20 protein-coding genes are annotated in these 21,492 nt (G+C 66.6%); 7 read left to right on the forward strand and 13 right to left on the reverse strand.

The window, feature by feature from the left end; genetic code table 11:
• Positions 1-485: 485 nt before the first annotated feature.
• From FFY45_RS21090 to FFY45_RS21105, 4 genes are all read right to left on the reverse strand, one after another.
• Positions 486-1,655, reverse strand: coding sequence for an HDOD domain-containing protein (locus FFY45_RS21090; RefSeq protein WP_176341922.1), 1,170 nt, complete (start codon positions 1,653-1,655; stop codon positions 486-488).
• A gap of 321 nt (positions 1,656-1,976) precedes the next feature.
• On the reverse strand, positions 1,977-2,288 hold the full coding sequence (locus tag FFY45_RS21095; RefSeq protein WP_176341923.1) for a protealysin inhibitor emfourin: 312 nt from the start codon (positions 2,286-2,288) through the stop codon (positions 1,977-1,979).
• Entirely contained in the window at positions 2,285-3,349 is a 1,065-nt protein-coding gene (locus FFY45_RS21100) for a M4 family metallopeptidase (RefSeq protein WP_176341924.1), read from the reverse strand. The genes FFY45_RS21095 and FFY45_RS21100 overlap by 4 nt, the downstream gene beginning before the upstream one ends.
• 110 nt (positions 3,350-3,459) lie before the next feature.
• Entirely contained in the window at positions 3,460-4,116 is a 657-nt protein-coding gene (locus tag FFY45_RS21105; RefSeq protein ID WP_176341925.1) for an SDR family oxidoreductase, read from the reverse strand.
• 253 nt (positions 4,117-4,369) lie between these two features.
• On the opposite strand from FFY45_RS21105, the gene FFY45_RS21110 reads away from it, so the two are divergent.
• From FFY45_RS21110 to proP, 5 genes are all read left to right on the forward strand, one after another.
• A complete protein-coding gene (locus tag FFY45_RS21110; protein WP_439333558.1) occupies positions 4,370-4,816 on the forward strand; it encodes an NUDIX hydrolase in 447 nt (148 codons plus the stop codon).
• Positions 4,817-4,905: 89 nt separating this feature from the next.
• The gene (locus FFY45_RS21115; RefSeq protein WP_255172103.1) at positions 4,906-6,018 is read left to right on the forward strand and encodes an alpha/beta hydrolase; all 1,113 of its coding nucleotides are present in this window, start codon (positions 4,906-4,908) and stop codon (positions 6,016-6,018) included.
• Between the two features lie 102 nt (positions 6,019-6,120).
• Positions 6,121-6,519, forward strand: coding sequence for a host attachment family protein (locus FFY45_RS21120; protein ID WP_006453262.1), 399 nt, complete (start codon positions 6,121-6,123; stop codon positions 6,517-6,519).
• A gap of 18 nt (positions 6,520-6,537) precedes the next feature.
• Positions 6,538-6,873, forward strand: coding sequence for a thioredoxin family protein (locus FFY45_RS21125; protein WP_176341928.1), 336 nt, complete (start codon positions 6,538-6,540; stop codon positions 6,871-6,873).
• A gap of 333 nt (positions 6,874-7,206) precedes the next feature.
• The gene (gene proP / locus FFY45_RS21130) at positions 7,207-8,697 is read left to right on the forward strand and encodes a glycine betaine/L-proline transporter ProP (RefSeq protein ID WP_176341929.1); all 1,491 of its coding nucleotides are present in this window, start codon (positions 7,207-7,209) and stop codon (positions 8,695-8,697) included.
• Positions 8,698-8,739: 42 nt separating this feature from the next.
• Here proP and FFY45_RS21135 read toward each other — a convergent pair whose 3' ends face one another.
• A complete protein-coding gene (locus tag FFY45_RS21135; RefSeq protein WP_176341930.1) occupies positions 8,740-9,189 on the reverse strand; it encodes an SRPBCC family protein in 450 nt (149 codons plus the stop codon).
• Positions 9,190-9,361: 172 nt separating this feature from the next.
• Between FFY45_RS21135 and FFY45_RS21140 the strand changes: the two genes are divergently transcribed.
• Together FFY45_RS21140 and FFY45_RS21145 are read left to right on the forward strand one after the other, a co-directional pair.
• A complete protein-coding gene (locus FFY45_RS21140) occupies positions 9,362-10,156 on the forward strand; it encodes an EcsC family protein (RefSeq protein ID WP_043888808.1) in 795 nt (264 codons plus the stop codon).
• A gap of 626 nt (positions 10,157-10,782) precedes the next feature.
• Positions 10,783-11,421 (forward strand): DUF938 domain-containing protein, encoded by a 639-nt coding sequence (locus FFY45_RS21145; RefSeq protein WP_176341931.1) that lies wholly within the window; start codon positions 10,783-10,785, stop codon positions 11,419-11,421.
• 278 nt (positions 11,422-11,699) lie between these two features.
• Here FFY45_RS21145 and FFY45_RS21150 read toward each other — a convergent pair whose 3' ends face one another.
• From FFY45_RS21150 to FFY45_RS21185, 8 genes are all read right to left on the reverse strand, one after another.
• Complete coding sequence (locus FFY45_RS21150) at positions 11,700-13,469, reverse strand: carboxypeptidase regulatory-like domain-containing protein (RefSeq protein ID WP_176341932.1); 1,770 nt, start codon at positions 13,467-13,469, stop codon at positions 11,700-11,702.
• The gene (locus tag FFY45_RS21155) at positions 13,466-15,724 is read right to left on the reverse strand and encodes a hypothetical protein (protein ID WP_176341933.1); all 2,259 of its coding nucleotides are present in this window, start codon (positions 15,722-15,724) and stop codon (positions 13,466-13,468) included. Before FFY45_RS21155 ends, FFY45_RS21150 begins: the two co-directional genes overlap by 4 nt.
• Entirely contained in the window at positions 15,721-16,902 is a 1,182-nt protein-coding gene (locus FFY45_RS21160; protein ID WP_176341934.1) for a BatA domain-containing protein, read from the reverse strand. Before FFY45_RS21160 ends, FFY45_RS21155 begins: the two co-directional genes overlap by 4 nt.
• A gap of 70 nt (positions 16,903-16,972) precedes the next feature.
• The gene (locus FFY45_RS21165) at positions 16,973-17,869 is read right to left on the reverse strand and encodes a DUF58 domain-containing protein (protein WP_176341935.1); all 897 of its coding nucleotides are present in this window, start codon (positions 17,867-17,869) and stop codon (positions 16,973-16,975) included.
• Positions 17,870-17,882: 13 nt separating this feature from the next.
• Complete coding sequence (locus FFY45_RS21170) at positions 17,883-18,875, reverse strand: AAA family ATPase (RefSeq protein ID WP_176341936.1); 993 nt, start codon at positions 18,873-18,875, stop codon at positions 17,883-17,885.
• A 101-nt stretch (positions 18,876-18,976) separates the two neighbouring features.
• Positions 18,977-19,792 (reverse strand): DUF4159 domain-containing protein, encoded by an 816-nt coding sequence (locus tag FFY45_RS21175; protein WP_176341937.1) that lies wholly within the window; start codon positions 19,790-19,792, stop codon positions 18,977-18,979.
• Positions 19,789-21,123: a TldD/PmbA family protein gene (locus FFY45_RS21180; protein ID WP_176341938.1), complete on the reverse strand. Its 1,335-nt coding sequence runs from the start codon at positions 21,121-21,123 to the stop codon at positions 19,789-19,791. The genes FFY45_RS21175 and FFY45_RS21180 overlap by 4 nt, the downstream gene beginning before the upstream one ends.
• Positions 21,124-21,137: 14 nt before the next feature.
• On the reverse strand, positions 21,138-21,492 hold a 355-nt coding region (locus FFY45_RS21185), incomplete at its 5' end, for a metallopeptidase TldD-related protein (protein WP_255172105.1).

The following is a 21,492-nucleotide window of genomic DNA, read 5'->3' on the forward strand; positions in this document are numbered from 1 at the left end:
CAGGCTCTCACGGTGGCCCACGCCGGCTCTCGACACCTAAACTGCCAGATTCCGAACAGATAAGGCTCTTACGCGGCATCCATGCCGCGTAAGGTCCCACGCCGGTACGCGTGCAAGCACCTTCGGACGTTGTCGGTAGCTGCAGAAAGAGCGACGGCATTGCTTGCCGATCAGCAGCCGCGAAAGGTGGGAGCGTGGTGTCGTATCCGGTGTCGGGACCATGTGGCGGCATGGATGCCGCCACTGAGCCTCCACGGACGGATTCACGGCGTGTCCCGACACTGGATGCGGCGCCGCGCATCGATGATCGCCGCAAACGATGCCTGCCAGTTTTGCACGACCGCTTGTTTCACCGAGGGCGCTTGCATGGATGCGATGGATCCGCATGCACGCTGATAGTCCCTTCGCGATACCTGCGCAGGAGCGTGCATCGATCGCTGCGCGGTACGCGTGTTTTCAGTCGTGTTGTGTAACCCGGCCGGCCATCACTCCACGCTGGACGCCACCAGCCGCTGCCACAGCGCAGCGTTGGCGTCGTTGTCCGGTTCCAACGTGGCCAGCACGCTCAGCGCGTGGTCTTGGTGCTCGGCGCCGTGGCGGGCGAGCATGGCCAGCGCGGCGGCCAGCCGGCCGTAACGCAGCGCCATGCCGAGCGAGGTGGCCAGCAGGGTGGTGTCGTGTTCGGGGCGCTGCTCGTCCAGCGCGGTGCTCAGCGAGGCCGGCAGCTCCCAGGCGGTGGCGATGGTCTTGGCCACCGTGGCGGTGTGGCGTTCGACCAGGGCGGCGGCCACTTCCAGGCTGTAGGGCAGTGCCGGGCGTTCGGCGTAGGTGTCGCGCAACACACGCAGGATCACCACCGCGCCCAGGCCCTGCAGCAGGCCGGCCAGCTGCGCCGACAAGGTGTCGCCGCCGCGCTCGCGCATGTAGGCGGCCGCAGCGGTGGCGGTGCGCAGGGCGTAATCCCACACCGCCGCCGGCAGGCGCGAATACAGGCCGCCATCCAGGCTCAGCACTGGCTGCATGACCGCTGCGGCGACGATCTGGCGCACACCCTCGGTACCGATATGCACCACCGCCCGTTCCAGGCTTTCCAGCGGGCCGCCTTGCGGGCGGTAAAGGGCGCTGTTGGCGATGCGCAACAGGTTGGCGGCCAGCGCCGGGTCCTGCGCGATGATCGCGGCGATGCCGCGGCCGGAGGCATCCGGGTCGTTGACCGCACGCATCAGCTGCGGCAACAGCTGCGGGCGGCGCGGCAATAGCTGCGGCCGCAGGTCCACGTGCTCGAGCGCGCTGGCCACCGCCGCCAGCACATCGGCCTGCGCAGGATCGACCGGCAGGCTGCCATCGGCCAGCGATGGGGTGGACATCACAGCGGCATACATGCGCCGCAGCAACGGGCGCATCGGTGGCGGCCCGGACGGCAATGGCTGCGGTGCAGGAGCGGTGTGCGCCTGCGCCTGCTCGCGCACAGGCGCCAGTTCCGGCGTGACCGCTGCCGGCGCAGCGTGCGTGCCGGATGCGACGGTCTCGGCAGGCGCGGCAGCTGCGCTGATCGTTTGGGCACGATGGCGCAGCAGCAGCCAGGCGATGACACCGGCGAGTACCAAGCCGGCAAGGAGTCCGGCAGCAAGCAGCAACACAATCACGGGCGTCATGGGAATTTGTCTGGGCAGTGCTGCGACTATCCGCGAAGCCGGTCGCGGCGGCAATGTGGGCGCCAGGAGCTGCCGCAGTGCAGCAGTGCGTGGCGTGTCTTCAGATTGACCGCTGCGCTGCACGTCACGCTAACGCGGTGGGCACCACTATGCGTCACCAGCTGTGCAGCCCTAGAGCATCTAGGCAGCTTAAAGGGTGCAGGCATCCGCAGTTGGACCATCTTTCACGACAGACACCGCGCACTGCGCGGTGTCTTCGTTTGTGTGTGGTGATGGGGGCGCGCGCTGGTTAGCGGGCACCGTCATCGCGGCACAGCCGCGCTACAGCGTGCCCTGTTTCCACAGCCGCACGATTTCGGCCGGCGCATGTTCTTCGGGAATGCGCAGCGGCTCGCTCGCACCATCCCAGGCGATGCTGAAATAGCGTCGGTCGCCGCCACCGGCCTGCGGGCGCGGCAGTGCATGCACCAGGCATTGGTCCAGCAACGCGCGCAGGTGCAGGCGCTGCGCATCGTCCAGTTCATCCATCACCAGTTGCCGCTCGCGGCGCATGGCCGGGAACGCGGCCACGCCGCCCTCGCGTGCAAGCCGCAGGGTCACGCCCAACTCCACCGGCGGCAACTGTGGGCTCATGCCAGCACGCCCACGTCGCGCCAGGCCTGTTGCACGGCGAGTGTCTCCACACTGTTGGCGCCGTAATCGGCGCTGGCGACGCTGACCGTGAGCGCTGCAAAGGTGGCGAAGTCCGCACCCGCAGCCAGTTCGCCACCGGTGAGCGTGCGATACCAGATGCGGCCGGTTGTCTCCCACGCCGCGCCGCCGATCGCCACCGCAGCGCGATAGAACGCGTGATTGGGAATGCCGGAGTTGTAATGCACGCCGCCATCGTCCTCTTGGGTGTTGACGTAGCCGGCCATGGTGGCCGGTTGCGGATCTTTGCCCAGTGCAGGGTCATCGTACGCGGTGCCGGGCGCCTGCATCGAGCGCAGGCCCACACCGTTGATGCCGGCCATCAACAAACCTGCGCCGATGATCCAGTCGGCCTCGCTTGCGCTCTGGCGCAATGTGTACTGCTTGATCAGCACCCCGAACACATCCGAGACCGATTCGTTCAATGCACCCGATTGCCCCTGATAAATCAGGTTGGCGCTGCGCTCGGTGACGCCGTGCGTGAGCTCATGGCCGACGACATCGATGGCGATGGTGAAGCGGTTGAAGACCTCGCCGTCGCCATCGCCGAACACCATCTGTTCGCCATCCCAGAAGGCGTTGTCGTAGCCGCGCTCGTAATGCACGCTGCCGATCAACGGCATGCCCGCGCCATCGATCGAGTTGCGCCCGTACACCGTCTGGAAGAAATCATGTGTGGCACCGAGATAGTCATACGCCTCGGTCACTGCCACATCGTCGGTGGCTGCAGCGCCTTCGTCGCGCACCAGGGTGCCGGGTAATGTGGTGCCTTGTTGCGCATCGTAAATACGCCGCTGCACCGCTTGCGTGGCCGGTGCGGTATCCGCGACGAGCGCCTCTGCACGTGCGAGCAGGCCACGCGCACGCTGCTGCCGCAGGAACGCGGTGATGTGGCGGGATAGCTGCGCGCAGTGGCGTGCATGCTCGGGCGCCGCCTGCGCCACATGGTCCAGCAAATACGGCGGCAGAATGCCGGCACGGCGCGGGGCGACGGACGCAGACATAAGCGGTCTCCACAGTGGGATGCGCTCGCGACTATGCCCAGGCCTGGTTTAGGAAAACGTTAGGCCGGCCCGGATCACACGCCTGTGGCGTGTTGCGATAGGTCTGGCGTTCATTCCAGCTGCGCCAATGCCTGCTGGATCGGCGTCTGCCCATCGATGAAGCCGACGGTCTTGCCGATGGTGGCCGGCGTTGCCAATGCCGCCGCGATCACCTGCGCCACGTTGCCGCGCGAGACGCCACCGTCGGCATCGCCGCCCGGGTCGCGGGTGATGCGGCCGGTTGGCGCCTCCTGGGTCAGTCGGCCCGGTCCCAGTACGGTCCAGTCCAGCGTGGTATCGCGCAGATGCGCATCTGCCGCGGCCTTGGCCTGCGCATAGGCGAAGAAGCGATCGTCCGGCCCGATGCCGTGTTCCAGCCCGGCACCGAGATAGGACACCATCACGTAACGGCGCACGCGCGCCTGTTCGGCGGCATGCATCGAACGGATTGCCGCATCGCGATCCACCGCATAGGTCCGCGCTGCATCGCCACCGCCGGCGCCGGCCGACCACACCACCGCATCGTGGGCGGAGAACGCAGCGGCAATCGCATCGGTATCGGCGTGTTCGATGTCGAACAGTAACGGCGTGGCGCCATCGGCAATCACATCGTCGGTATGCTCGGGATTGCGGAACAACGCAGTCACCTGATGCCCACCGCGCACCAATAGCGGAGTAAGCAAACGCGCGACCTTGCCATGGCCGCCAATCAACACGATACGAGACATCACCACTCCACCACTGCGCGCCGCAAGGGCGCGGAATGCCACCATCCTCGCCAATGCGGTGCTAAGGCGGTGTTATCGCAGCGGCGATCAACTTTTTATTCTCAGCGTTTGTCTTCATTGCATCGAACCCACGTCGCCCGCTATGTGCAAGGCATCGGCAGCAGCCAATACACCGGCTCAGAACGCGCATGGCGCAATGACCGCATCGATCGCATCTGGGACACTATGCGGCCCCTGTGTGTGCGAGATGCCGATGACCACCTCCCCTGATTTGCGTCCACGCGTTGGATGTGGCGCCTTCATCCGCCGTGCCGATGGCCACTTGCTGCTGGTGCAACGCGGGCGTGCGCCCGAGCAAGGCCATTGGGGCTTGCCAGGTGGCAAAGTGGACTGGATGGAAACCGTCGAAAACGCCGTGGTGCGCGAAGTGCTGGAAGAAACCGGCCTGCATGTGCAGCTGCAACGCGTGCTGTGCCTCGTCAGCTACTTCGAGCCGGATCTGACGCCACCGGAGCACTGGGTCGCGCCGGTGTATCTGGCCGCCATCCAAGGCAGCGAACACGCCGTGCGGCGCGAGCCTGAGGCAATCCTCGCTATCGGTTGGTTCGCGCTGGACGCACTGCCATCGCCGCTAACCACCTCCACGGTGCAGGCATTGCAGCATCTGCACGCGCAAGGCCTGCCGGCCTCTACAGACTAAGCGCGGCACGTCATCGCAGCTGTCTGGCGTTATCCTCGCCGGCTGACTGCCTGGGAGGGCAACGCATGGCACACCATTGGTGGACACGAATGGCTGTTTTGCTGCTGATCGGCAGCGTAGGCACTGCATACGCGGCAGCGGCAGAGACGGCACAACCCGCTGCTGCAACCGCACAGGACGGCATCCGGCATGTGAGTGCATTCGCGCTGCCGGTCTCTGAGTATCTGAGCCCGGCGGCACGCGCGCATGTAGCTGCAGAGGTCGCGCGCGTCGATCCGCTGGCCAAGGCCGACAACGCCACGCTACTGAAGCAATTGCCCAGCATCCGCGCCGACACCGAACGTTGGGCCGAAGGCGTGATCGCGCAGCTGCGCACACGCTACGCGGTGGAGATCACACCCGAGACCTGGAACGGCGTGCCGGTGTTGCGAGTGGAGCCACGCACGCGCACACCCGAACAGGCAAAGCGTTTGCTGATCGAGCTGCATGGCGGCGGATTCGTGATGGGTAGCGCTGCCTCGTTCGGCCTGATGGAAGCCATCCCGATCGCGGCGATGACCGGCATGAGCGTGGTTGCGGTGGACTACCGAATGGGCCCGGAGCATCGCTTCCCGGCCGCTAGCGAAGATGTGGCGGCGGTGTATCGCGCCGCGCTCAAGACCTATGCCCCGGAGCGTATCGGCATCTTCGGCTGCTCGGCCGGCGGTGTGCTCACCGGCGAGTCGCTGGCATGGTTTGCCAAGGAGCGCCTGCCGATGCCGGCGGCGGCAGGCATGTTCTGCGCCGCTGGCGATGCGCGTTATCGCGGCGATTCGCGTGTGGTGGTCGCTGCGGTGAACGATGCCTTGCTGCCGGACAAGGCCGGGGCGCTGCCGATCATGGAAGACCTGTATTACGGCGAGAACGTGGACTTCCGTGACCCGCTGGTGTCGCCGGTGTTCTCCGATGCAGTGCTGCGCCAGTTTCCGCCGACCTTGTTTCTCACCGCCACGCGTGCGGCCGAGTTGAGCGCCACGGCCTATACACATGCGCGCCTGGTGGATCTGGGTCGCGAATCGGACTTGCACGTCTGGGACGGGCTGGGCCATGGTTTCCACCTCACCGAGACACTGCCGGAAAGCCAGCAGGCGTTGCGGGTCACTGCACGCTTCTTCAGCAAGCATCTGGGCCTGCCACCACCGGCATTGGCCGCGCCACACTAACGCCACGCTGACATCGACTAGGCACCGCGCTTACATCTTCTCGCCTAGGTTGAGACGGACCGGTGCTGCACTTGCAGTGCCGACATTGATCAGGAGAGTCGGATGAGTCTGCAAATTCCTCAGGGTGCACTGGTGGTTGTGGCCGATGGCGGCGAAGCACGTTGGTTCACCAATACCGGCAACGAAGCCAAAGTGGTGCTGCGTCAGCACGCGCGCACCGATGTGCAGAACGTCGATGACGACGGCCCGGCCGGCAAGGCGCCGCAGGATCTGAGCAACGCGGATCTGGACGAAATGACCTTTGCCAAGCAGTTGTCGCACGCCTTGAACGATGGCGCGCTGAAGCACGAATACACCCATCTGGTGTTGGTGGCCGACCCGACCACGTTAGGCCGCGTACGCCCCTTGCTGCACAAGGAAACACAGCAGCGCCTGGTGGGTGATCTGGCCAAGGACCTCACCAATCTGCCGCTGGAAGACATCCAGCGCGCGCTGTCCTGATAGCGGAGCACGCGCGCGATGGGGTTTGTTCGCGAGTACGCCACGCAGGCACCCGAGCGCAGCGAGGTGGATGCACAGGACGGGCTGCAGGTGCTGGAGTTCGGCACCGATTGGTGCGGTCACTGCATGGCTGCCCAGCCGCTGTTGCAAAAACTGCTGGGTGGTTTCGAGGCGGTGGATTACCGCAAGTTCGAAGATGGAAAAGGGCGGCCGCTTGGCCGCTCTTTTCGCGTGAAGTTATGGCCAACCATCATCCTGCTGCGCGATGGCGAAGAAGTCGCGCGCGCGGTGCGCCCGCAGACGCGCGAGGATCTGCAGCCGTTGTTGGCAGTGCTGGGTGAGCCTGCGCTGTAGAGCGGCTAACAAGACTACTGCGCTCACCGCAGGGCGGGCGCGGTTGTTGCTGTATGCGCTGAAACGCATTGAAAACATGGCGTTTTGGCAAAACTCCGCCCTCGCGCCTGCAGCGATCTGCACGCTGTAGTAACATGTGCGGCTGATCAAGCCCTGGGCACTTGCCCACCCCTTGGTCGTCTGTCCCGCAGCGTCGCTGAGTGTTCGCGGCCGTCCGGGAATGCCTCCGGTGTCATCCCCTGCATGTGCGTTTGCCATGCGCGCGCGATGTGCTGTGTCCTGTGCGTTGCCAGGGCGAGTGGGCAGCGATGGCCGCACATGGAGACCAAACATATGCACGACACGCGCGCGATTGCCTCGCACTTTGGTTGGTTCAAGCGCCGCCGCCAACTGCAACTGGACGAAGTCACCGTGGTCGACCGCCCGATGCTGCGCAAGGCCGTGGGTGCGGCCGCACTGGGCAATGCGATGGAGTGGTTCGACTTCGGCGTGTACGGCTATCTGGCGGTGACGCTGGGGCAGGTGTTCTTCCCCGCGAGCAATCCCACCGCGCAGTTGATTGCGACCTTTGCCACGTTCACCGTCGCATTTTTGGTGCGGCCGATCGGCGGGCTGGTGTTCGGCCCGCTCGGCGACCGCTACGGGCGGCAGAAAGTGCTGGCGGCCACCATGATCCTGATGGCGTTGGGCACCTTCAGCATCGGCTTGATCCCGTCCCATGCGACCATCGGCGTGTGGGCGCCGGTGTTGCTGCTGTTGGCGCGGCTGCTGCAAGGCTTTTCCACCGGCGGCGAATATGGCGGCGCAGCGACCTTCATTGCCGAATACGCCACCGACCGCAATCGCGGCCTGATGGGCAGCTGGCTGGAATTCGGCACGCTGGGCGGTTACATCGCTGGTGCGGCCACGGTGACCGCATTGCACATGGCCTTGAGCCAGACGCAGATGCTCGATTGGGGCTGGCGCATCCCGTTTCTGGTCGCCGGCCCGTTGGGGTTGCTGGGCCTGTACATGCGCATGAAACTGGAAGAAACCCCGGCGTTTCGTGCCTATACCGCGCAATCGGAACAACGCGAACGGCAAACCGCAGGCCAGGGCCTGCTCACGCTGCTGCGCCTGCATTGGCCGCAGTTGCTCAAGTGCGTTGGGCTGGTGCTGGTGTTCAACGTTACCGACTACATGTTGCTGACCTACATGCCCAGCTACCTCAGCGTCACCATGGGCTATGCCGAGAGCAAGGGCCTGTTGCTGATCATTCTGGTGATGCTGGTGATGATGCCGCTCAACATCGTCGGCGGCCTGTTCAGCGACAAGCTTGGCCGCCGCCCGATGATCATCGGTGCCTGCATTGCCTTGTTCGTGTTGGCGATCCCGTGCCTGCTGCTGATCGGCAGCGGCCACGACGGGCTGATCTTCGCCGGGCTGATGCTGCTCGGCCTGGCGCTGGTGTGCTTCACCAGTTCGATGCCCTCCACGTTGCCGGCGCTGTTCTACACACCGGTGCGCTACAGCGCGCTGTCGATCGGCTTCAACGTCTCGGTGTCGTTGTTTGGCGGCACCACGCCGTTGGTCACTGCCTGGCTGGTGGAGCGCACCGGCGACCCGCTGGTGCCGGCGTACTACCTGATGGGCGCGGCCGCGATCGGCTTGGTGACCATGCTGTTCGTGCGCGAAACCGCCGGCTTGCCGTTGCGTGGCTCACCGCCGGCCGTGGCCACCGATGCCGAAGCACGGGCGCTGTTGCAGGCCGATAGCCCGGTGACGGTGGATGCGCAGCTGCCACTGCGCACCGCGCCCTCCATGGGCCAGCCGCGCACGGCGTAAGCGGGCTCGGCGTAGCGTGGATGCGCGTGATGCGCACCGGGCTCAATGCAGGTTGGGCGCAAGCATGTCGGCCGAGGGCATGCCTTCGCCGGTTTCCACATAGCGTTTGAGGCTGCTGCCCAGGAAGAAGCGCCACCCGCGCGCGCAGGCCTCCTTGCACCGCGATTCGCGATAACCGGACTGGACGAACTCTACCTGCGTGCCCTGGCTGGTGGAGTGCAGCTCGAAGCGCATCACGGTGCCTTTCCATGCATCCGAATCGAGCATGTTGGAGTCGTGGCAGCGCCAGCACACCAGGCGATGGTCGGCGCCCTCGTCGATGCTCAACTCCACCCGCCAGCCCTGACGGCTCCAGTCCAGCCGTACCCTGCCGTTGCCCAGGCTCACCTCGCGCGTCCACCAGCGGGCCAGCTGCCTTGGCTCGGACAGCGCAGCGGAAACCACTTCCGGCGCGGCGGCAATGACGATGCTGTGGCGGATCTCACGATTCATCTGGTGGGCATTCGCAGCGTAGATCCCGATGATCGCGCATTTTGCAGGCCAATTGCAGGATTGTCTTGGCACTGCACAGTTCGCTCGTCTAACGCTCACATGGCGCTGGGTACCATCGGGGGCGGACCCCTAACGACGAAGAACAGGCATGACGACGCTTCCGATACCAGTGATGGACGTTGCCGCGCAACGCGATCTGGCCACGGCGCACGCGCTGTTGGAAAACCCCGGTGTGGCAGCGCAACTTGCCAACGCGCTGGGCGCGCCGATCGAGAGTCTGATCACCAAGCGGCTACCGAAAATGCTGACCCGCAGCATCGATGGGGTCACCCGCCGCGCATTGCAGGTGGCAATGAAATCGGCATTGCTCAGCTTGCGCGGCCAGGCCGACACGCAGCAGCCCGCCTCCACCGCGCGGCACACCATGGTGGTGGCTGTCGCGGGCGGTGCAGGCGGATTTTTCGGATTGCCCGGTCTCTTGGTGGAGTTGCCGGTGACCACCACGGTGATGCTGCGCTCCATCGCCGATATCGCACGCTCGGAAGGCGAATCGCTGCACGATCCGGAAACGGCGCTGGCCTGTCTTGAAGTGCTGGCACATGGCGGACGCAGCGTCAGCGACGATGGCGCCGAATCCGGCTATTTCGCCGTACGCGCGGCCATGGCGCAGCAACTCAGCGCCGCTGCGCATTACGTGGCCGCACATGGTTTCGCCAGCAAGGGCGCGCCCGCGCTGGTGTCGTTGGTGTCGCGCGTTGCGGCCAAGTTCTCGGTCAACGTGGGCGAAAAACTCGCGGTGCAGGCGGTGCCGCTGGTGGGCGCCGTGAGTGGCGCAACGCTCAATACCGTGTTCATGCGCCACTTCCAGGCGATGGCACGCGGGCATTTCATCGTGCGCCGGTTGGAGCGGCGCTTTGGAGAAGAGGCCGTGCGGCGCGCGTATGACGCATTGCCTGCACCGCGCTGAGATTCAGATAGCACCTCATAGGACGCCCGCGCGGCATGTACTGCTCGCACCTGCGCACCGACCATTTCGACTGGTCCTTGCCCGCCCACCGTCGCGGGACCTTACGCGGCATGGATGCCGCGTAACGGACGTACTTGCGGCGTGTCCTGCGATGGTGGGCGGGCAAGGGCCCTGCTGCCAAGCCCCAGATCATCCGCTCTGCAACCGACGCATCCACACCGTTCGATTTACCTCTCAAGGCGGCCGAGAGATCGAGCTTCAGCGTCGTTTGGATGTTTCAAAGCCGCGTTGGTCGGCGTTGGTCGAGGGCGCGATGCGCTCACCGCTTGCGAGACACGCCGCAAGTACGTCCATGTAGGCTCGGTGGCGGCATCCATGCCGCCACACGGTCCCGCAAGCGGTGAGCGCATCGCACCTGCTCATTTGGCTGTGTGCTGATGGGAACCACAACGCCGATTGCGTCCAACTGGCGGTGGGCGTAGAAATTTTGTTGGCCGCTCCAAGTCTTGCGTTGCTCCGTCGGTCATTTCCGCTATCTGCGAGGTGATCGCTTGCCAGCAGAGCTTTGGATGCACGATGCCACTGCGACACGTCACAATCACTTTCGCCTATGTCGGACCTCGTCCATGAGCAAACCTTTTTCGCCGGCTTCCGCGCGCAACCGTGACCCGATCCTTGCGGTGTTGCAGCGTTACTTTGCCGACCGTCGTCATGTGTTGGAGATCGGTGCAGGCACCGGGCAGCACGCGGTGCATTTTGCGGCGGCGATGCCGTGGCTGCGTTGGCAGGCGAGCGATCATCCCGATCATCTGCCGGGCATGACGCAGTGGCTGGACGAGGCTGCATTGCCAAATACGCCGCCACCGATTCCGTTGCAGGCGGTGCTGACGCCGACGCCTGGTTTGGCGCCCGCCCCGCCATTGCCGCCGGTGCAGGCAGGCGAGCCTGCCGGCTATGACGCTGTATATAGCGCCAATACCTTGCATATCATGGGCTGGCCGCAAGTGCAGGCGTTGTTCGCGGGATTGCCCACAGTGATGGCGCCGCAGGCGGTACTAGTGATCTACGGGCCGTTTAATCGTGATGGACAATTCACCAGCGACAGCAATCGCGCATTCGATGCGATGTTGCGCGAGCGCGATGCGGCGTCGGGGATTCGGGATGCGGAGGCAGTGGATGCGCTGGCCGCTTCGGTGGGATTGCAGGTGATCGACGATGTGGCGTTGCCGGCAAATAATGTATGTCGGGTGTGGCGGCGAGCGTAAGTCGGTTATTTTTTGAAAAGCATGCACACCGACATTCCCGACTGGTCCTTGCTCGCCCACCGTCGCGGGACCTTACGCGGCATGGATGCCGCGTAAGAGCTTACAAGGACGTACTTGCAGCGTGTCCCGCGACGGTGGGCGGGCAAGGGCCCTGCAGCAAAGCCTCAGATCAGCCGCTCTCCACCTGATCCTACAGCCACGACAGGGCACTCAAAATTTCGAGTCGTTAAAGAGCGGCATCGCACCCATGCGCTGATGCGGGTTGGCGCGGCAGCAACTCAGCGCCTGCGTCGTTCAAACCACCAGATTGCTGTCGCCAGCGTGAGCCAGGCCAGTAGCCACGGCCAGCGGGTGCCGGGTTGGGTTATTGGCGTGCTGAGGGTCGCGTTTGTGTGGGTGGCGGTGGCGGCCATCGCAAGGGTGGCGTCGCGGGTTTGTTGGGTATGCACGGTGGGGGCGTCGGCGGGCGCGCGGACGTAAAGCCAGCGTTGGTCTTTGCCGGTTTGCAGGCGATGCCAGCCCGGGCTTGTGGGCCAGTAGGCGGCGCAAGTTTGGGCGCCGCTGGTGGGGTCGACCAGCAACGGTTGGGCTGGACCGGTGGGGCCGGTGACATGCGCGTCTGCAGCCAGACCGCACAGTGACATGCGCTGTTGCGACCAGCCTTCCTGCACCGGGGCGGGTGCGGTGCCGCCCGCGCGGGCGACGGCGCCGAACAGCTGCGCCCACAGCGCGGCATGCAGGTCGCTGCGGCCGGCCAATACCAACGCGAAGCTGTCTTCGATCAGGGCGATGCCGATGCGGCCGCGGCCTTGTGCGTGCCACCAGCCCAGCGCACTGCCGTCGTCTGCGCGTGCTGCAATCACTGCCTCGGCATCTTGCGGTTGCAGATCGCGGCGTTGCAGCGGTGGGAGTGCGGCAGTGTCGGCAGGGGCTGCAGCTGGATCGATGGACGGTGCGGCCGATGACAGCGATCGCGGGGCGGCGATTGCAGTGCTGGTCGTTCCGCCGGTTGTCGCAAAGCCGAGCGCGTTGAGTGCTGCGCGGGTGCCGATATCCAGTGGTCCGTCGGTGCGTACCAGCACGCCCAGGCCGCGGTCGATCGCGGCACGCACGCTCTGGCGTTGCGTGCTGCCCAGCGCGGCCAGGCGGCGTTGGTCGATGACCAGCAGGTCGAGTGTGTCCAGGCTGGTGGCGTCCAGTGCGGCGCTCTCGCCCAGTTGCACGCCGGGGCCGACCGCGATCTGGCTGCGCACGTCCAGCCCGGCATCGCTGGCCCAGCGGCGCAGGTATTTCAGTTCCGGCTGCGGTGCGCCGGCCAGCAACAGCACACGCGCGGACGGCACTGCGGTGATCAGCACCGGCACCTGCACGCGGCTGCGTTCGGCGCCTGCGGCATCACGCAGGCGCAGGGCGAACACCACCTGCCCTGCTGCGCGCGCCAGGCCACGCAGATGCACCTGGCCGGTTGCGTTGGCTACGGCGGTGTCGACCACCTGGCCGGCGGGGTCGAGTAGCTCCACCCGTGCTGCCGGCAGGCCCTGGACGCGGGCGCTGATGGCGAAGGTTTCGCCGGGGGCGACCGGTGACGGTGGCGAGACGGCGACCAGACCCTGTGGTGCCGGGCCAAGCGCCAGTCGCAGCGGTACGCCAAGTGCGTCGCGGTCGCGTGCCGGCAGGCCGGTGCCATGCACGACCACTGCGGTGGTGCCGGGTGCGCGGCGCAGGGCGGTGGCCAGATCCGGTACGCGTGCCACGCCTGCCAGCGCAGGCGCTTCGGGCAAGGCGACCCACTGCGCCGCATTCGGGCCGACCTGTGCTGCCATAGTGCCCGCGGTGGCGACGTGCAGCTCGCTCATGCTGCCAGCGCGCGGGGGCGGCAGCAGTACCGGGTACAGCAGGCCGGCGAGCAACGGTTGGGCGGCGAGCAACAGCCACAGCCTGGCGCGCGAATGTGGTTGCCGAGCGTGTGCGCGTAACAGCCGGAACCAGCCGACCACCACCACCAGGAAGAGTGCCGAACCGACCAGCCAGGGCAGTGATAGCGTCATGGCTGCGGCTCCCGGTGCAGTGCATCCAGATAGCGTTGGCCGCGTGCGTCCGGTGTGGCGCGTCGGTGGACGGGCGCGGGCGGGGCGATGAGAGTGCGCCAGACCTGGGCACGCAGTTGGGCGCGACAGGCGGCGCAGTCGGGCTCGGCGCGCAAGGTTTCTACTGCCGCGGCCAGGCTCAGCAGATCGTGCAGGCGGTCTTGCTGTTGCTGCAGCCACTGCGCGTAGCGGGCCAGGGTGGGGTCCGGCACGGGTGCGGATTCGCCCAGCGCGTCCCATAATTGCAGCGCGGACGGGTCGGGATCCGGGCGGGTGTCCAGCCCGGCGGCACGGTCGCCCAAGCCGGCGCGGTCGCCGCTCAGGCGCCGGCTTGGGTCGATCGGCGGCAGCTGGGTGCCGACCCGCGCCAGGTAGATGCGTTCGGCCTGCTGCACCTGCTTGATGAAGCCCAGCGCCTTGTTGGCAAAGGGCAGCGCGCGCCCGGGCTGGCCCTGGCGCAGCTCGCCCTCGGATTGCCACATCTGGTCCAGCGCGGCGCGCAGCAGGGCGCGCGTTTGCGGGTCGAGCAGGGTGGCGGCTTCGGCGTGGTCGTGGGTGTGCCCGAACTCGGAGAGCACATCCTGCGCCTGGCCAAAGCTGTTGCGCTCGGGCCGGCCGTTGTTGTTGCCGTGGTCATGGTCGTGGTCATCCAGCGCGGCGGCGTCGTGTTCGTGCTCGTCGTGCCCGTGTTCGTCCTGGGCGGGCGCCTGCGCCGCTGTCGCAGGCGTTGCCGGTGCATCCGCAGTGGGCATGTCGGCGGTGGGCAGATCGTTGGCCGGGGCGTTGCTGGTGGGCGGGTCGTCGGCGGTCGGCGGGCCCTTGGGTGCGCCTTCGCTCTCTTCGCCGAGAAACTGGCCGTAGCGCAGCCGCAGCAGGCGCTGGTCCACGCCGATGGCGTCGGACCGCTTGAGATAGGCATCCGGGTCAAGGCGCGGCTTTTCCTTCAGCAGCGCTTCGGCGTCGATGATGATCTGGCGCTGGCTGCGGAAGTAGGCCGGCAGGGTTTGTTTGACGCTGGCTTCCAGGCCGGCGGCCATGGTCTGTTCGGGCGGCGGCCAGCGCAGGATCACGCTGGCGCTGCGGCCTTCCTGCGCGGCGGGTTGGCGGGTGTCATGGACGATCAACTGGGCGATCAGGTCGTCGCCGGCCGCCATGCCCAGGGCCTGCGGCTGCAGCGTGGTGGAGAAGCTGCGTTGCCTGGCCGGGCCGCTGCCGCTGAGGGTGCGGTGCTGGGTCTTGAAGGTGATGTTCTCGCCGCTGCCCTGGGCCAGTGTCAGGCGCAGTTCGGCGGTGGCGGCCACCGCGTAGTCGTCGCTGGCTTCGAAGCGCAGCGTCCAGCCGGCATTGCTGGGCGTCCACAGCACCAGGCTCTGTTCGGGCGCGAGCACGCGCACCTGCGGCGGGCGATCCGGCAGCACGTCGAGCCGATGCAGCTGGCGGTCTGCCGGCGCACCGTCGATGAGGATGCGATACAAGCTGGCGCGCTCGGCGATCCACTGGCCTTGCCACTGATCGCTGCTACCTTGCCGGGCCAGCGCGATGAGGCGGCCGTCGGTGAGCCGCAGCGCCACGCTGCGCGGGGCGGGGCTGACCTGCAGCTGCCAGTCCAGCCGGGTGCCGGTTGGCACGCGCGCATCCAGGCCGGGCAGGCGTGCGGACGGCAGGCCGGTGTAAGCGGGCGGGGTGCTGTGTAGCTGTGCCTGACGCAGCGTGGGAGCGCCGTTGCCGGCACGGGCGGCGGCGACTCGGTCGTTGCTTGGCGCGGGCTGGGTAGCGCGGTGCGGCCACAGCAGCAGTGCGACGCAGGCCAGCAGGCCGAGCAGGCTCCATGGCCAGGCATGCCGCCACGGCCAGGCCGGGCGTAGATCGCGCGGCGTGCTGCGCAGGCGCTGTTCCAGGCGCTGCCGTTGCAGGGCCTGCAAGGGGCCAAGCTGCGCGGTCGAGGCGAACAGCAGGTCGCTGCTGTCTTCCAGATCCGCTTCGCGGTCCAGCCGGCGGATCAGCCAGGTCTGGTCGAGCCGGCGCGCCGCCAGCATCGCCGCCCCAATCAGTGCCAATACACCGGCAATGAACAACGGCACGATCGCCACGTGCGCGCCGGTGCGCCAGGCCAGCAGCGCCGGGAGGACTGCCAGTGGTAGCCCGAACAGCAGCACGCCTGCGGCCTGCCGCCGTCGCGCGGCCTGCCATGCGTGGTGCAGCGCGGGCGTGCTCATGCCGCGTTGCTCCGGCGTGGCGATGTGGCCAGCCAGCGTTCGGCTGCGAACAGCAGCAGCACCAGGCCGATCAACCACGGCGCCAGCGGCCACGGTGCGGTGGTCAGGCGGATGGCCGCAGGGCCGCGCTGTGGTTGCTGGGTCTGTGCCAGCGCGCGCTGTGGGGTGGGAACTGGCTGCAGGGCGTCGTGCAGGCGGGTGGGGAAATCGGCATCCAGCAGTGCGGGCAGGTGCTGCGGTTGCAGCGGCGCGGACCAGCGCAGCAGGCGCCCGCGCCCGAACACGGTGGCATCGATCAGCGGCGCGCCGTGCGCGTCTTGCAGCACTGCCTGCCGCGGGCCGGCGGGTGCGGGCGGGGCCGGCGTCTGCGCGTCGAGCAGCAGTTGCCCTCCGGCCGCGACCCAGGCGATGACCGGCGCAGGCGGTGCGCTGTGCGATAGCCAGACCACCACCGTGCCGGGTGCCCAGCGTGCTGGCACTGCGGCGTCGGGCGCGCTGACTGGCAAGGCGCCGGGCACTGCCCAGGCAGCGTGTACGGCGCGCAGATAGCGCAGCGCCGGGTCGGCGGGGGCGTCGGCGATCGCCTGCATCCGCAGCGGTGCGACAGCTGCGGCAGTGGCGAGCGGCGATTGGCCGGGCAGCACCTGCCATTGCACGTTGCGCGACAGCTGCAGGCGCTGCGCATCCAGCGGCCCCCATTGGCTCGGTACGATGACGCTGAGCGCGGTGTCCGGCGGCAGGCTGGCATCGAGCTCGCGCAGCAGGCTGCTGACCGCTTGCGTGGTGCCGGCGGTCGCGCTGGTCGCATCGCCATCGATCGGCGGGAAGCCCGGCGTCAGCCACACCCACTGTGCGTTCGCTGCGTGGCTGAGCGCGCGCGCCGCGGCCACATCCACGCCAGGACTCACCGCAATCCGCGGGCGCGCATCCTGATGGTCGCGCAAGGCCGGCTCGGCCAGCAGCAGCGCCAATGCCGCGAGCAACAGCAGGCGTACCAGCAGCAGCGGCCATTCGTCGAAACGCACACGATGCCGTGGGCGCGGCAGCGCACGCAGCCAGCGCAGCGCGGCGAAGTCGGTAGGCCGGTGTTCGCTGCGGCGTGCCAGGTGGATCAGTAGCGGCAGCAGCAGTGCGGCCAACGCGGCCAGGCCGGCGGGGAAGAGCAGGAGCAGGTTCACGGCCGCGCCACCTCAGCGGCGTGCGCGACGAGGTGCAATGACGGTACCTCGCTGAGACGGGAGTATTGGCTCATCGCCGCGCACCCTGCCCAAACAAGTCGCGCAATGCCGCCTCGGGTGGTGCATCCAGATAATGCAGCGCATGCGCAATGCCGGCGGCCTGCCAGCGGGCCTGCCGCGCGCGCTGTGCATCGCCGAAGCGTTGCAGATACGCATCGCGCATCGCGGCGCCATCGCCGAGCAATTCTTCGCCGGTTTCCGGATCGCGGAAGCGGTGCCCGCCGCTGAAAGTGAAATCGCGTTCGTCGCAGGTCAGCACTTGCAGCTGGATCACTTCGCGGCGTGCGGCGGCGAGTTTTTCCAGCGCGCCGACCAATTCTTCATCGAAGCCATCGCCGATCGATAGCACCAACGCATGTGCGGCGATGCGTTCCCATAGCGGGCGCAGCGCATCCATGCCGGGCCAACGCCCGCCAGCGCGCAGACGCTGCAAGGCCAGCCAGAGTCGGTCGCGTTGACGCGGCCCGCCGCCTGCCGGCACCGCCACCAGGCCATCGCCATGCACGGCGAATAGCCCGACTTGATCGCCCTGTCTTAGCGCGACTTCGGCAGCGCACGCGGCCAAGGTCGCCATCGCCTGCAAGCGCGTGTAGGCAGGGCGCGCCTGATCGGCCTGACCGGCGGAGGCGGTGGCATCGAGCAACAGCCACAGCGTGAGCGGGCTTTCGCGTTCGGCTTCGCGCACGAAGAAGCGGTCCGAGCGCGCGTAGAGTTTCCAGTCGATCTGGCGCAAGGCATCGCCGGGTTCGTAGGCGCGGTATTGCGAAAATTCCAGCCCGGCACCACGGTTGCGGCTGGCGTGCTGGCCGATGCCATGCGCGCCCTGCGCGTGGCGCGCGCGCAGCTGCAAACCGCGCAGGCGGCTGCGCAGCTCGGCAGGAATCAATGCCGGCAATTCCACGCTCACGCTGCTGCGCGCCTCACGCCGGGAACGGCACGGCGCGCAGCAGCGCGGCGACCACATCGTCGGCGCTGCGTTGTTCGGCCTCGGCCGCAAACGACAGCAGCAGTCGTTTGCGCATCACCGGTGCTGCGAGCGCGATGACATCCTCGCGCGTGGCGGCAAAGCGGCCGTGCAGCAATGCGCGTGCTTTGGACGCGAGCACCAGCGATTGCCCGGCGCGCGGGCCGGCGCCCCATCGGATCCATTGACGCACCTCATCGCTGGCCTGCGGGCCGGGCCGGCTGGCGCGCACCAGGCGATTGATCCAGGTCAGCAGATCCGCGCCAACATGCACTTGCCGCACCTGTTGCTGCAGCGCCAGCACGCTGTGCGCGTCCATCACCACCGGTACCTGCGCACTTGCGTTGCCGGTGGTCTGGGTGAGGATGTCGCGCTCTTCCTGCTCGCTGGGGTAATCGACGCGCACATGCAGCAGGAAGCGGTCCAGCTGCGCTTCCGGCAGCGGATAGGTGCCGGCCTGTTCGATCGGGTTCTGCGTGGCCAGCACGAAGAACGGCGCCGGCAACGCATAGGTGGTGCCGGCGTAGCTGACGGTGCGCTCGCTCATCGCTTCCAGCAACGCGGCCTGTGTTTTTGGTGGGGTGCGATTGAGTTCGTCGGCCAGCAGCAGATTGGTGAAGATCGGCCCCTGCTGGAACCGGAAATGCCGATGCCCGGTGCCGTGATCTTCTTCCAGCAACTCGGTGCCCAGAATGTCGCTGGGCATCAAATCGGGGGTGAACTGCACGCGGCGGAACTGCAGCTCCAGCGCTTGCCCGAGCGAGCGTACCAACAGCGTCTTGCCCAGGCCGGGCGCGCCTTCCAGCAGGCAGTGGCCGCCGGCGAGCAGGCCGATCAGCAGTTGCTCCACCACCGCCTCCTGGCCCACCACCGCCTGGGCCAGGGCCGCACGCAGCGCGCCGAGTTGGGAGAGCTGGTTGGTGAGGATGTCGTCGTTGGGGGAGGTCATGCGGGAAGTCTCGTTATGTGGCTGCTGGCGTAGGAGCGCGCTGGCGCGCGACGCTTCACCGGGAAATCTTCATCGCGCGCCAGCGCGCTCCTACATGGCAGTCAATTGGTCAGCGCATACATAACGATATTGACGCCGAACTTGGTGTTGTCTTCCGCCAGAAACCGCTTGTTGCGCCAGTCGTAATCCCATTCGCAGCCGTAATCCTTGTTGCTGTACAACACGCCGAGCCGGCCATCGATGCTGATGCCCTTGAGGTAATCGTGCACCAGATCGTCGCCCCAGCCGTTTAGCTCGAAGCTGGTGGCGGGCGGGCCATCGGGCAATTTGAAAAACGCGTTGTAGAGGCGATGACTCTTGGGCAACTTCTGCAGCGCGGTCTTGCCGAAGATGGATGCCATCTGCGCCTCGAACGAGGTGGCGAACAGGCCATCGATATCGTGATTGCAATCGTCCACGAACACGAAGCCGCCATTGCGCACATAGCGCTCGAAGTTGCGCCGCTCGGCCGGATTGAATTCCACCAGCTTGTGCCCGGCCAGATAGCAGAACGGCGCCTGCAGCATGCGCGGATCGGCCAGATCCAGCACGTGCTCCTGCGGGTCCACGCGTAGCTGGGTGTAGTCGATCAGCGAGGTGATCAGGTTGGACGGCATGCGTGCATCCACATCCCAATCGCCGGAGTCGTAACGCAACCGGGTGAACCAGAAATCGTAGTTGCCCGCCGCGCGTGCACGCAGCGGCAGCGCCAGGGTGGCGGCGCTACCGAGCAACAAACCTAGGAAGTGGCGCCGCGAAGTGGGAGCCGGGAGACCGGGAACGGGAGCCGCAAGCGCCTGCAAGGTATCAGTCTGCAAAGAGCGGCTTCTGCTCTCCGATTCCCGAATCCCCACTCCCGAATCCCGGCTCCGACTCACACCGCATCCGACAACGAGGTAAACGTAAAGTCGCGCAGGCGCATCGGCGGGATCATCATCACGAAGTTGGATTCGTCGCCGGCTACGCGCACCGGCTTGCCCAACTCGTCGATGTTGTTGAGCATGATCACCGGCGATTCGTTGAAGCGGAAATTCTTCACCGGGTATTTGATCTGCCCGTTCTCGATGTAGAAGGTGCCGTCGCGGGTCAGGCCGGTGAGCAGCACGGTCTGCGGGTCGACCATGCGGATGTACCAGGTGCGCGTGACCAGGATGCCCTTCTCGGTGCCGCGCACCAGCTCGGCGATGTTCTTGTCGCCACCGGCCATCAGCAGGTTGCCCGGCTCGCCGATCGCGCGCTTGCCGTTCTTCTGCGCCCAGTAGCGCGAATACTGCAGGTTGGCGATCTTGCCGTTTTCCACGATCGACATCTTCTCGCGCGGCAGGCCTTCTTCATCCCACGGCAACACTGCGGCACGCGCATCCCACGGGTCGGCGGTGATGTTTACGCGCGGGTCGTAGACCTGCTCGCCGAGCTTGTTGCCGCCGCCCTTCTTGGACAGGAAGCTGCGGCCTTCATCGGCGCGGCGCGCGTCGAAGAAATTCATCATGAACGAGATCAGCCCCGCAGCGGCGGCCGGCTCCAGAATCACCGTGTACTTGCCCGGTTCCAGCGCCTTGGCCTCGGCCGAATCGCTGGCCTTGCGCATGGCGATGCGAATGTCCTGCTCGGCCTTGAAGTCGGCGGCATCCTTCAGATTGCGCCCCACCCAGCCCGAGCCGCGGCCGTCTTCGGTACGCACGGTGCAGGTGTAGTCGAAGCGTGCGCCACGCTGGTAGCCGAAATTGCCCTTGCTGTTGGCGAATGCGGTGAAGCTCTGGCCATCTTCCAGAAAGCCGGCCGCGATCAGGCCCTTGCCCTTGCACGGGGCGATCGAATCGGCAGCCACCTGCGCGCGAAACGCCGGGTCGATGGCGGCGGTGGATTCGCTGAAGGTGGGGCTGGCCGTGTAGGTCTGCTTTTCGACCGCCGGCATGAACTCCGGGTTTTCCGGGGCCAGCCGGGCCAGATCTTCGGCACGTCGCACCACGCGCTCCAGCGCGGCATCGTCGAACTCGTTGATGGTCGCCACGCCCACGCGCTTGCCGAACGCCACCTGCACCTGCAGATCGGTGTTGTCGACAATGCCGCTGGTGGACACGTTGTTGAGCGCAAAACGGATATTGCCGTCGATCGAGCCGGTGAGCTGTGCGGTGCACTCATCGGCCTTGGACAGTTTGATGACCTTGTCCAGAATGGCCTTGGCCTGCGCTTCGGTAAGGATGCTCATGTGGGTTTCTCCTGTTAGCCGAGCGAGCGGGCGGTGCTGATGACGTTGATGCCATCGAAGCGAGCGGTGGACGAACCATGCGAGACCGCCGACACCTGCGCCGGCTGGCCCTTGCCATCGAAGAACGAGCCGCCCAGGCGGTAGTCGCGTTGATCGGCGACCGCGCTGCAGGCGTTCCAGAATTCCGGCGTGCGGATCTGGTAGGCCACGTCTTCGAGCATGCGGGTGATGGCGCCGTTCTTGATTTCGTAGAACAGCTGGCCACCGAACTGCGCGTTGTAGCGCTGCTGGTCGATGGAGAACGAGCCGTCGCCGATGATGTAGATGCCGTTTTCCACGTTCTTGATCAGCTCGCTCACGCTCAACGGC

Origin of the sequence: Xanthomonas hortorum (genome assembly GCF_011305375.1) — a bacterium.
Taxonomy (GTDB): domain Bacteria; phylum Pseudomonadota; class Gammaproteobacteria; order Xanthomonadales; family Xanthomonadaceae; genus Xanthomonas; species Xanthomonas hortorum_E.

Excerpts from the sequence above, each read along its gene's own strand:
- FFY45_RS21100 (WP_176341924.1), bottom strand. The coding sequence starts at position 3,349 with ATGTCTGCGTCCGTCGCCCCGCGCCGTGCCGGCATTCTGCCGCCGTAT.
- FFY45_RS21135 (WP_176341930.1), bottom strand. The coding sequence starts at position 9,189 with ATGAATCGTGAGATCCGCCACAGCATCGTCATTGCCGCCGCGCCGGAA.
- FFY45_RS21150 (WP_176341932.1), bottom strand. The coding sequence starts at position 13,469 with ATGACGCTATCACTGCCCTGGCTGGTCGGTTCGGCACTCTTCCTGGTG.
- FFY45_RS21140 (WP_043888808.1), top strand. The coding sequence starts at position 9,362 with ATGGACGTTGCCGCGCAACGCGATCTGGCCACGGCGCACGCGCTGTTG.
- FFY45_RS21110 (WP_439333558.1), top strand. The coding sequence starts at position 4,370 with ATGACCACCTCCCCTGATTTGCGTCCACGCGTTGGATGTGGCGCCTTC.
- FFY45_RS21170 (WP_176341936.1), bottom strand. The coding sequence starts at position 18,875 with ATGACCTCCCCCAACGACGACATCCTCACCAACCAGCTCTCCCAACTC.
- FFY45_RS21145 (WP_176341931.1), top strand. The coding sequence starts at position 10,783 with ATGAGCAAACCTTTTTCGCCGGCTTCCGCGCGCAACCGTGACCCGATC.
- FFY45_RS21115 (WP_255172103.1), top strand. The coding sequence starts at position 4,906 with ATGGCTGTTTTGCTGCTGATCGGCAGCGTAGGCACTGCATACGCGGCA.
- FFY45_RS21095 (WP_176341923.1), bottom strand. The coding sequence starts at position 2,288 with ATGAGCCCACAGTTGCCGCCGGTGGAGTTGGGCGTGACCCTGCGGCTT.
- FFY45_RS21090 (WP_176341922.1), bottom strand. The coding sequence starts at position 1,655 with ATGACGCCCGTGATTGTGTTGCTGCTTGCTGCCGGACTCCTTGCCGGC.
- FFY45_RS21120 (WP_006453262.1), top strand. The coding sequence starts at position 6,121 with ATGAGTCTGCAAATTCCTCAGGGTGCACTGGTGGTTGTGGCCGATGGC.
- FFY45_RS21155 (WP_176341933.1), bottom strand. The coding sequence starts at position 15,724 with ATGAGCACGCCCGCGCTGCACCACGCATGGCAGGCCGCGCGACGGCGG.
- FFY45_RS21105 (WP_176341925.1), bottom strand. The coding sequence starts at position 4,116 with ATGTCTCGTATCGTGTTGATTGGCGGCCATGGCAAGGTCGCGCGTTTG.
- FFY45_RS21180 (WP_176341938.1), bottom strand. The coding sequence starts at position 21,123 with ATGAGCATCCTTACCGAAGCGCAGGCCAAGGCCATTCTGGACAAGGTC.
- FFY45_RS21125 (WP_176341928.1), top strand. The coding sequence starts at position 6,538 with ATGGGGTTTGTTCGCGAGTACGCCACGCAGGCACCCGAGCGCAGCGAG.
- proP (WP_176341929.1), top strand. The coding sequence starts at position 7,207 with ATGCACGACACGCGCGCGATTGCCTCGCACTTTGGTTGGTTCAAGCGC.